Origin of the sequence: Paenibacillus sp. J14 (assembly GCF_000518465.1) — a bacterium.
GTDB lineage: Bacteria > Bacillota > Bacilli > Paenibacillales > Paenibacillaceae > Fontibacillus > Fontibacillus barengoltzii.
In genome coordinates this window covers 1-10592 of sequence record NZ_JADQ01000091.1, presented here as the reverse complement: position 1 = coordinate 10592, position 10592 = coordinate 1, and the positions used below count along the sequence as shown (strand labels likewise).

Sequence of the window (10592 nt, the reverse complement as noted above, 5' to 3'; positions counted from 1 at the left end):
ACCTACAAGATGAAAGGCAGTATGAGCCGCAAAGGGAACTGCTACGATAATGCGTGTATTGAATCGTTCCACAGTGTGCTTAAGAAAGAACTTGTCTACTTGGAGAAGTTCAAAACACGCAAGCAAGCCAAGAAACGCATTTTTGAATATATTACCTGCTTCTACAATGGAAAACGAATCCATTCCGCGATTGGGTATTCTACGCCCAATGAGTGCGAACGTATGTACCGATCTGCCGCATAATTTTCTCGATTCTTTGTGTCTACTCTATTGACAGAGGTACAATTTGCCGCAGCATATCGGCGGCTTCCCCAACTTGAAAGCAAGAGAATACCTGGAATACATGGGGGTGCTTCGAGGATTGGACACTCGGCAGCTCTCGAAAGAGATCCCTCTTATTTTACAGGAAGTGAATCTGGAACAACATGCGGAAGATCTGGTCAAATCGTTCTCAGGAGGCATGAAACAGAGGTTGGGGATTGCTCAGGCGATCCTTCATCATCCCGCCTTACTGCTTGTCGATGAGCCAACCGCAGGCTTGGATCCCGAGGAGCGAATTCGTTTCCGGAATCTGATCAAAAAGCTGGGGCAAGACCGAATCGTTATTCTCTCTACCCATATTACGGAAGACGTGGCCATGACATGTGATCAAGTCCTGTTGATGCAAGGTGGTACGATCCAGCCGTATCCTTCGATTGAAGAAGTCGTATCTCTTGCAAAAGGAAAGGTGTGGGAGCTTACTACAGATGTCTCTACCGCCGAGCAAATTCAGACAAATCCCGCAGCGTTGATGACCCAGCATCTCCAACTGGATTCCAGTCAGCTTCGTCTTCGGTACATAGCACCCGATCCGCTGGATTCTAAAGCGACTGCAGCATCACCTACTTTGGAAGAGGGGTATATGGTTTGGTTAAACAAGAGATAATTTTCTGGCGTTATCTATTTAAAACTCGGTACAGCCTCCTGCTCTTTCCGCTTATCCTTACGTTGCTGGCTGTATGGTTAAAGAACTTCAACGCCGATCTATCGAACCAACTCTTAATTTATATCGTGTTCCCGGTGATGCTGTTTCCAGTAGTAGCGTCGTTATACCAAATGGGTTCAATCAATCATAAAGAACTTCTTCTCACCTATCCGTTGAATGCCTTCTTCGTTGGCTGGATCCGGCCCGTCCTGCTGAGCTTGGTCTACTCCGCAGTCTACACTGCGGCTCTTCGTGATATGGGCAATTATTCGGCGGAGGAGCTGGGGCTGGCCTTTACCTCGGTGGTTTTCTATATGATATTATCTAGTTTCTTTCTGATTTTCTTCAAAAATATCGCACTAGGCATCGTGCTGCCTTTGGCTTATCTTTTTTTCGGCATGTTTACTACAGGCACCGGTCAAGGATTTCTGTATCTGATGCAGTGGAATCGAGCCAATCCGAACCTCTCCCTCCAAAGCTGCATGGTGACCCAAGCCGCAGTCGCTCTTATCTTTAGCCTCGGAGCACTTTATTTTCTTAAAAGGAGAAATGTTTATCACTGGACAAGCTTATAAAGTCTTGGGATCTCGAAACCCAACCCCCGCCCAAAACGTCACCCCCGCAATATATAACGGATACAACCCACACGCCGCGATCACAACCAACCCGATCCCCGGAAGCGGCACCTCTTGGGGATCGGTGATCGGATAGATGTAAGCAAACCCTTTGATAAACAACAGGAAGTAAGGAATCCACAAGATCGTTGTCAGGTACTTGCGTTTCCCGGGGTTCAGGTGGAGCTTCGTCAGAACATACGCGAGGATGGAGAACAGAACCAAGAGCAGCAACACCGCCACAGGGACATAACGATCCATATGAGCAATTCCGGTGACCCTTTCCAGCCGATACACGTTCATCAGAAGCTCCATTTGCATAAATAGGGAAAAAGCATACAGCACGCTGACTCCGTTCACTTTCCACATCATTTGCATCGTTGAACCTCCCCCCTCACCAGTGGGTTCGCTGGGATCATAGGAGCTCACCAGCAGCCCCTACGATCCCATCTCTTCCTCAATCCGCTTCATAAACTCATCCACCGCGCTATAACCGAGCTGCTTCAGGTACCAGTTGTTCGCGGCAGCCTCGATGAGGCCGGCGACGTCCCGGCCCGGTTGGAGCTGGATTTCGATGTGCGGGATCTGGACCCCTAAGTATTCCGTAAACTGCGGCACGGTCTCCAGTTCGTTGTTGAGGGCATTTTCCTGCCACGGCACCAGCTCGATATCCAAGACGATCCGCGTCTCATCCTGAAAAGCTCGACGTCCATACTGCCGTACCACGTTAATCAGTCCGATGCTGCGTAGAGCCAGAAATTCGCGGGTCGTTTCGTTATGAGTTCCGAGCAAGGTGGTTGGGCTTAGCTTTTTTAACACGACAATATCGTCCGCGACCAGACGGTGCCCTCTGCGAATCAGGGTATGCGCCGTTTCGCTCTTGCCGATGCCGGATTTGCCGCGCAGCAGGATACCGATCCCCGAGACGTTCACGCACACCCCATGGATTGAGATCTCCGGAGCCAGCGCCTTGACCAGATAACTGTCCAGCTTGGCAATAAACTCCGTCGCCGTCTCTTCCGTCCGCAGCAACGGAATCCCCTCCTCCTCGCAATACAGCTCCAGATAAGGAAACTCCTGCTGCCCGGACGTCACAATAAAGCACGGAGGGTGATATTTCACGATGTTCCCGATCCGCAGCTTGCGTTCCTCTACGCTTAATGTCAACAGGTAGTTGATTTCTTTACGGCCCAACACCTGCACCCGATTCATGGGAAAAAAATCAAAATACCCCACGAACTCCAGCCCCGGCCGATGCGTCCGAGGTCGCGTGATCTCACGATCCATCCGTTCCTCCCCGGCAAGCACTTCCAACTTAAACGTATCCACCAACTTCTGTACGGTGATCGTCTTCATCTGATTCTCCTCCTTCCGGTTCATTCTGATCGGCTCCCCATCCAGCGTTCCGGATCTTGAAGCGGTTCGTTATCGGAGAACAAATCCGGCTCCTCCTTCAACATTTCTGTAATGACTTCTGCCACGCCGGCCGCATCGCAGACCCGTACCACGGCATCTCCCAATTTCCCCTTGCGCAAGGCCCCTCGATACTCCAGCACTTCTTCCACCTTCCAAAAATGCTCCGACCAAGGCAACCCGCAATGTCTGCGGGAAGGGACCGGAATTTCCGTACCGTCCGGCGTGATCGTGTACAACATTTCGTGATCGTCTGTAAGTCTCCCCGGAATATCCACCCACTCCTCCACCCCATGAATGAAGGTGTTCCGTCTCAAATCGACCCCAACGAGCAGGATCGTTGCTTTACGGTCGAGCAGCTTCCCCCATGAGGACCCTCGGGCACAAGGCGTATCAAACCGATGATCCTCCGCCGTAAACGCCTGAGCATCCCGACCTAACGCGGCGACCGAATGGGTTGGATGCCACGATCGGATAACGCCGGGTCTCTTCCGGAACAGCTCCGGCAGAATGCCAACGCACACCGGGGAATGCTCCACCTCGAACCGCGGGTGATCTTTATTGATATATGACCAGGTATGCGTAGGAAACACTAACAACCCCTGCGCCATATACTCTGTAAGCGCATCCAAAACGGTATCTGCGCCGCCCTCGACTTCACCAATGCTTTTCATGGAGGAATGGACCAGCACCGTGCCTGTACCGTCCAACCCCAGAGCCTCCAGTTGGCGGGTTAAACTCTCTTTCGTATGCCTCATCTTTGGCTTCTCCCCTCTCGTACAAACCTCGCTGCCTCAGCGCATTGCTTCTCCGTCACCGCCTCCAGTGTCACGAAGCTACGGGGCTTATACTGCTCCAGCAGCCTCCAAAACAGCGGGTAGTTCAGCTCCCCTAAACCTGCAGCGGTTTCCAGCAGTTCGCCGTTCGCGCCGCGTTGCAGATCCTTGGCATGGGCGCTGACGATACGCGGACCCAGCAGCTCGAAGGCCGTCTGGATCACCTGATCTTGGCGGTCAAAATTAGCGGTATTCATCAAATTGCACGGGTCGAGAACAACACCCACACAAGAAGAGGGGAAGCGTTCCAGCGTCTGCGCCATCGTCTCCGGCGAATCGATCAAGTGCCCTTGGGCCGCCTCAAGGCCGATGGTCACACCCCAGCGTTCGGCTTCATCCACCAGCTCCTCCAGCGCGCGGTTGAGGCGCTCCCAATGCGCCGGCAGTCGTTCTGTGTCCGCCGGTTTGCCGACCTCGGTTGCCACAATCGGCGCACCAAAATGCCGCGCATGGCGCAGATGCTCCTTGAATCGGTCCACATTGTGCCGGTAGCTCTCCTCATCCAGGTCGATCAGGCTGGCATAGCATCCTAACACGGCGATCCGTACGCGGTGATCCGCAAACGCGCCGCCGATGTCCATGGCCAAGCCCGGGCTTAACTTGCCCAACGAGCAATCCACATCCGAAATGGCTTTGGACAACGCCAACTGCACATAAGGAAATTCATAGGCGGCCACCTTCGCGGCCAGCTCCCGATAAGGCTGCTTCCCCAATAAATGCGCCAAAATCCCTGCCGACACTTGCCTCTCCTCCTTTTTCCCATATCCCATAGGTTAACGACAGCGTACGCTCAACACGATCCTTAAGCCTTCGATGGACTGCTTCTTCGATATAATTGATTGATTTGGTTGGCCAGATAGCTCGGACTATAAGGGGTGCCTTCCTCAATCCACCAGGTGACGATTCCCAACGTCGATGCGGCAATGACCTCGATGGGGACTTGCTTGGACGGATCTGCCGCCTTCCGGCGCGCCCGCCGCGTCGATACGATGTTCATCATGATCTCGAACAGTTGATGGCGGAACTCTTTATTTTCAAGCAGCACTTGAAATAAAGCCGCATTCTCGTAAATCTCCTCCAGGAAGGAGACGAGCGGATTGTTGTCCTTGGTCAGACCACTCTCAGTGAGCGGGTGAATTCTCCGAGCCAACTCATCTAACACTTCCTTCGTCAGCTGCTCCAGTAAATCCTCCACATCGCGATAATGCAGATAAAACGTAGCGCGATTTAACCCGGCCCGATCAGCCAAGCCCTGCACAGTGACTTTGCGCAGATCGGTATTCTCGTGCAGCAATGCGATTAACGCCTCCCGGAACATTCGCTTCGTCCGAATGACGCGGGGGTCCACCTTGCCCTCCTTATTGCTCAACATTTCGCTTCTCCTTTGACGATCATCCGCAAATTATTCAACACAGACCTGACAAACTGTTGATTAATCTACACTTCGGCGGAATGTGTAAATGGTCATTTGCAGCGTTGCGTGGTAGTATTTTTTATCGACAGATTATCAATTACTTGACGACCCGTCAATGAAATGGTCATTACGAAAGGAGCAACACCGTGAACACCGCAGCACCCCATGTGAATAAAAAAATCCTGATGCCCGTCCTGCTCTTGGGCTCGTTCTTATCGATCTTAAACCAAACGATCTTAAATGTCGCCTTGCCCGATTTAATGAAGGAATTCGCCATTTCGGCTACGACCGTGCAATGGCTGATTACCGGATTCATGTTGGTGAATGGGATCCTTGTGCCGATTACGGCTTTTCTGATGCAGCGATTCACGACCCGGCAGTTGTTTATCAGCTCCATGCTCCTGCTACTCGCTGGGACATTCATTAACGCTGTCGCCCCCAGCTTTCCGTTTCTATTAACAGGGCGGTTGATTCAAGCCGCAGGGGCGGGCATTATCATGCCGCTGTTAATGATGGTCGTGATGGTGGTCTTCCCGAAGGAAGGGCGCGGTGCAGCGATGGGACTCATCGGTCTCGCGATGATCGTTGCCCCGGCGATTGGCCCGACGCTGGCTGGTTTGGTGATTGAGCATTTCTCCTGGCGGTGGATTTTTATCGGAATGCTGCCGCTGGTTGCGATCGTCATTCCATTAGCATTGAAATACATGGTGAATGTGTCGGAAACCTCGAAGCCGAAGCTGGACCTGATCAGCATCGTCTACTCAACGCTGGGGTTCGGCGGTCTTCTCTTTGGCTTCAGCAATGCAGGGAATAAAGGCTGGGGAAGTGCCGAAGTGTTGACGTGCCTGATTATCGGCGGTATTTTCCTGTTGATGTTCTGCTGGCGTCAGCTTACTTCGCCCGTTCCACTGATGGATTTGCGAGTCTTTAAGGAAAAGATGTTCTCCGTCACCACAATCATCAGCATTATGATGATGATGGTCATGTATGCGGATATGATCCTGCTGCCGCTTTACTTGCAGAACAGCCGGGGCTTCTCGGTGTTGGACACCGGCCTGCTGCTGCTGCCTGGGGCTTTAATTAATGCGTTATTGTCGCCGATTTCCGGACGTTTACTGGATAAATTCGGGATCAAGCCCATTGTGATTATCGGGCTGTTGTTTACGATTCCGGCGATTTGGGGCGTGACCCATTTAACGGAAACCACGTCGTATACGTACCTGGTATTCCGTACGATTGTGCTGCGCATCGGCTTGAGCTTCTTAACGATGCCGCTAAACACCGCGGGACTCAACGCTCTGCCGAAGCAGTTAAATGCCCACGGTTCGGCGGTAACGAACACGGTCCGTCAGGTCGCAGGTGCGATTGGAACGGCCTTGGTAGTCACCATTTATACGACGCGCACCAAGAGCCATGCCGCCGAGCTGATGCAATCCGGTCAAAGCTTGTCTACAGCCCAGTTGAAAGAGATGTCAACCATTCTCGGAACGAATGACGCTTATCTTTGCATGGGCATTCTGAGCATCGTGATCCTGGCGGTAACGATCTTCATGCCCAATCGCCGAGGCGAAGCGAAGCCAAAAGGATTCAGAGGAACGCAAGAAACTGCACAATCGTCCGCAGAAGAAGTTTAAGGCGACCTGAGGGTCGCCTTTTTTAATATGTTATGTAAATTTCAAGATCCCGACGACATAAATTGAATGACACCGACGAGGATCAATGCGAACCAAACGAGGCCAATGACCAGGAGAATATTTCTGATGACCTTCCACCGTTTATTTTGAGAATAAAGGCGTTTCTCCAAGTCGTTTAGCCGCTCTTCTATTTCCAGCTCCGATTTGCCCGAAGGCCCAACCATGAATATCCCTCCCTCTTCTATATCATATCAATCCCCCAGAATATACACAATTTGTAAAATGCGAGTTCGAGGGATCTGGTCGAAAATCCTCATGACAAGCCCTTCCAGATCCATTAAAATATTTAAGTAAAATTTAAACGATGTTGTCGGCACATGATTTCACCCGACATGTCAGGAAGTACCCAAATTCGAAGGAGGAGTGAACTTGTTCAAATCCCGCAGTCCTAAATTGATCCTTGCATCCTTGCTTGCGGCCAGCCTGGCAGCCCTGCCGTTCACGGCGTCCGCCGCAGACACGAGCAGTGCAGCTACTGTCGAGCTCCGCATTATGGAAACGACCGACTTACATGTGAACATCGTGAACTACGACTATTTCACAGACAAGCCTACCGACGAGTACGGCTTGGCCAAGACCGCCACGCTGATCAAGCAAGCGCGTGCGGAAGCGAAGAACAGCTTGCTGATCGACAACGGTGACCTGATTCAAGGCAATCCGTTGGGCGACTATGTCGCGACGGTAGACAAGCTTCAAGAGGGCGAGACTCATCCGGTCTACAAAGCGATGAACTTGCTTGGTTACGACGCCGGCAACTTCGGCAACCATGAGTTCAACTACGGTCTGGATTTCTTGAAGACGGCGGTGGCCGGATCGGACTTCCCTTACGTCAACGCCAACATTTACTTGGATGATCAAGATCAAGACCCTTCGAACGACAAAAACGCCTTCACTCCATACATCATCCTCGACAAAGAGGTGACTGACAGCACCGGAGCGAAGCACACGCTGAAGGTGGGCGTGATCGGCTTCGTGCCGCCGCAAATTCTGTCTTGGGACAAGGCGAATCTGGAAGGGAAAGTCATCGCAAAGGATATCGTAGAAACTGCGAAGAAATTCGTACCTGAGATGAAAAAAGCAGGCGCTGACCTCATCATCGCGGTACCGCACTCCGGCTTCGAGGACATTCCACAAACCCCGCTGATGGAGAACTCCGTCCTCTACCTGAGCAAGGTGGAAGGCATCGATGCGATCCTGTTCGGCCACGCGCATAAAGTGTTCCCGGACGCATCCTTCGAAGGCAAAACCGGCGTCGACCTGGCCAAAGGGACGATCAACGGTGTACCTGCCGTAGAACCGGGTTATTGGGGCAACAATTTGGGGATTATCGATCTGACACTGGAGAAATCCGGTGAGTCTTGGACAGTAAAAGACTCCAAAGTCGATGTGAAGCCGATTTACGATACGGAGAATAAGAAAGCGCTGGTCGATGCGGACCAAACGATCTGGGACGCCATCAAAGAGGACCATGAGGCAACCCTGGAGTACATCCGCGGCCCGGTCGGCAAGACAACGGCTCCAATTAACAGCTTCTTCGCCCTGATCCAGGACGATCCTTCGATCCAAATCGTGACCAACGCGCAAAAATGGTACGTCGAGAAGCATCTGCAAGGCACGGAATACGAAGGCTTGCCTGTGCTGTCGGCTGGCGCTCCATTCAAGGCCGGCGGACGCCAAGGCGCGAACTACTACACAGATATTCCTGCTGGGGATATCGCAATCAAGAACGTCGCTGACTTGTACCTGTACTCGAATACGGTGAACGCGGTGCTGGTCACCGGCACTGAGATTAAAGAATGGCTCGAATGGTCCGCCGGACAGTTCAACCAAATCGATCCGAACAAATCGGAAGAGCAAGAATTGGTGAACTACGATTTCCCTACGTACAACTTTGACGTGATCGACGGGGTAACGTATCAAATCGATGTAACGCAACCGGCGAAATACGATGCCAAGGGCACCCTGGTTAATGAGAAAGCCAGCCGGATCGTGAACCTGTCCTATAACGGCAAGCCAATCGATCCAGAGCAAAAATTCGTTGTTGCCAGCAACAACTATCGCGCGTCGTCCAGCAAGTTTGCGAACCCGGACGGCAAGCGCATCATCCTGGCTTCGCCGGATGAGAACCGCCAAGTCATCATCGACTACATCCGTGAAAACGGCACGATCAACCCAACGGCAGACGGCAACTGGTCGCTTGCTCCGTTCGGTAACGCCAACGTAACGTTCGAGACTTCGCCTGCTGCCAAGGAAGCTGCTGCAAAGGCCGATAACCTGGAGTTTGTCGCTGATTCCGAAGGCGGCTACGCCAAGTTCAAACTGAGTTCGGCCGCTGAGTCGGTGAACCCGGCTCCGGAACCAACGCCAACGCCGGAACCAACACCAGAACCGGCTCCTGCACCAGCACCGGCTCCTACGCCGAAGCCTGAGCCTGCCCCTGCGCCTTCAGCAGAGAAGGACATCGTCCACATCGTGAAGAAGGGCGACACGTTGTACCACATTGCCCTGGAGCATGGCACGACATGGCAAGCTCTGGCCAAGTACAACGAACTGAAGAACCCGCACTTGATCCGGATCGGACAGAAGATTTTGATTCCGGTGAAGAAATAAGAACAACGGGATAAACCCAAATGCCAAAGCCGCCTCCTGCAGGTCGTTATCGACCCGCCGCGAGGCGGCTTTTATTGATCGGTGCACACCTACAATTTCACCGTCTTGTTCAGCTCCGCTTCGGTTTCTTTTCCCGTAAGCTGGGAGAACATGCGCTTGATCACTTTGACAAGATTGCCGGTCTCCCAATATTCCGCCGCCTCGGCCTTCACTTTGATCAGGACCAGGTTCGGATCATCGCTGGTCGTATGCAGGAACTTGGCATACGCAGCGTTCCAAAACTGCTTAATCTTCTCCCGGTCATTGACCACCTCCGCTGTCCCGCGTACCGACACGTAGGAGTCCCCAACGTAGGACACGTTCACGTGAGGGTGATCCTTCAGCTGGCTGTATTTGTCCGTCTCTTCCTTCGTGAGAAACCACAGGTCCCCGTCAAATTCAACCTCCTGGGTTTTCATCGGACGCGACACCAACCCTTCCTTCGTCACCGTGGTCAGCATTGCGATCTCGATGCCCTTGATCAATTTCCGCACCGTCTCCACCGCTTCTTGGTGCGCCGTCTGGTGATTTGTCACTGTCATGTCTGTTCACTCCGTTTAGGTTATTTTTTCTTACCTGTTGTTAGATTGAACAGAACTTCTAAAAATAACCGCAAATCACCGATCCCCCCTCCCGAGCTAACGGACCTTAATGACGCTATTTATCCATTTCCCGAGAATTTCCCGTTGTAACGGACTTCAGGTGCCTTATTAGGCTCTTAGAAGCATCATTTGGGTTGATCTTTGGCAAATAACGCCCCGTGAGTCCGTTGCTATGAACGTTTTTGTCAAGCCCTCGGTTTTAANTCTGCCTGAGNACGTGGCGCGAGAGCAAAAATGCGAGCGACGGTCGGCACGCTGCTATCCGTGGGTTGGTTACCACATGTTATGCCTTCGTCAGGGAGAGCCCTTGCAAGCTAGAAACGCACGTTCAGTTTCTTTCAAAACTTAGTGCAAACGGACAACGCAAATTCTCTCCCGAACCTTCGTTTGCTCCCGGGCCTCGTGC

At 52.3% G+C, this 10592-nt stretch carries 12 protein-coding genes; 5 read left to right on the top strand and 7 right to left on the bottom strand.

Annotation, left to right across the window (positions count from 1 at the left end):
• The 3 genes from M891_RS0121660 to M891_RS0121650 form a co-directional block, all read left to right on the top strand.
• Positions 1-243: IS3 family transposase (locus tag M891_RS0121660; protein WP_028540238.1), on the top strand; the 243-nt coding region annotated here is incomplete at its 5' end.
• Between the two features lie 43 nt (positions 244-286).
• Entirely contained in the window at positions 287-925 is a 639-nt protein-coding gene (locus tag M891_RS24380) for an ATP-binding cassette domain-containing protein (RefSeq protein WP_051417169.1), read from the top strand.
• A complete protein-coding gene (locus tag M891_RS0121650) occupies positions 907-1539 on the top strand; it encodes a hypothetical protein (RefSeq protein WP_028540237.1) in 633 nt (210 codons plus the stop codon). The genes M891_RS24380 and M891_RS0121650 overlap by 19 nt, the downstream gene beginning before the upstream one ends.
• Here M891_RS0121650 and M891_RS0121645 read toward each other — a convergent pair.
• The 5 genes from M891_RS0121645 to M891_RS0121625 all read right to left on the bottom strand — a co-directional run bounded on the left by M891_RS0121645 (position 1534) and on the right by M891_RS0121625 (position 5199).
• Positions 1534-1956: a hypothetical protein gene (locus M891_RS0121645; protein WP_232228397.1), complete on the bottom strand. Its 423-nt coding sequence runs from the start codon at positions 1954-1956 to the stop codon at positions 1534-1536. The genes M891_RS0121650 and M891_RS0121645 overlap by 6 nt on opposite strands.
• 60 nt (positions 1957-2016) lie before the next feature.
• Positions 2017-2934 carry an HPr(Ser) kinase/phosphatase gene (gene hprK / locus M891_RS0121640; protein ID WP_028540235.1) on the bottom strand — a complete coding sequence of 306 codons (918 nt, stop codon included), beginning with the start codon at positions 2932-2934 and terminating at the stop codon, positions 2017-2019.
• A 20-nt stretch (positions 2935-2954) separates the two neighbouring features.
• Positions 2955-3749, bottom strand: a complete 795-nt coding sequence (locus tag M891_RS0121635; protein ID WP_028540234.1) for an AAC(3) family N-acetyltransferase — start codon at positions 3747-3749, stop codon at positions 2955-2957.
• On the bottom strand, positions 3746-4567 hold the full coding sequence (locus M891_RS0121630; RefSeq protein WP_028540233.1) for a sugar phosphate isomerase/epimerase family protein: 822 nt from the start codon (positions 4565-4567) through the stop codon (positions 3746-3748). The genes M891_RS0121635 and M891_RS0121630 overlap by 4 nt, the downstream gene beginning before the upstream one ends.
• Positions 4568-4629: 62 nt before the next feature.
• Positions 4630-5199 (bottom strand): TetR/AcrR family transcriptional regulator, encoded by a 570-nt coding sequence (locus M891_RS0121625; protein ID WP_028540232.1) that lies wholly within the window; start codon positions 5197-5199, stop codon positions 4630-4632.
• A 227-nt stretch (positions 5200-5426) separates the two neighbouring features.
• Between M891_RS0121625 and M891_RS0121620 the strand changes: the two genes are divergently transcribed.
• Positions 5427-6875 carry an MDR family MFS transporter gene (locus M891_RS0121620; RefSeq protein WP_157268858.1) on the top strand — a complete coding sequence of 483 codons (1449 nt, stop codon included), beginning with the start codon at positions 5427-5429 and terminating at the stop codon, positions 6873-6875.
• 41 nt (positions 6876-6916) lie between these two features.
• Here M891_RS0121620 and M891_RS0121615 read toward each other — a convergent pair whose 3' ends face one another.
• The gene (locus M891_RS0121615) at positions 6917-7099 is read right to left on the bottom strand and encodes a hypothetical protein (protein ID WP_028540230.1); all 183 of its coding nucleotides are present in this window, start codon (positions 7097-7099) and stop codon (positions 6917-6919) included.
• Positions 7100-7304: 205 nt separating this feature from the next.
• Between M891_RS0121615 and M891_RS0121610 the strand changes: the two genes are divergently transcribed.
• Positions 7305-9545: a bifunctional 2',3'-cyclic-nucleotide 2'-phosphodiesterase/3'-nucleotidase gene (locus M891_RS0121610; protein ID WP_028540229.1), complete on the top strand. Its 2241-nt coding sequence runs from the start codon at positions 7305-7307 to the stop codon at positions 9543-9545.
• A gap of 89 nt (positions 9546-9634) precedes the next feature.
• Here the strand turns inward: M891_RS0121610 and M891_RS0121605 are convergent, their stop codons facing one another.
• A complete protein-coding gene (locus M891_RS0121605) occupies positions 9635-10126 on the bottom strand; it encodes a pyridoxamine 5'-phosphate oxidase family protein (protein ID WP_036701431.1) in 492 nt (163 codons plus the stop codon).
• Positions 10127-10592 lie beyond the last annotated feature (466 nt).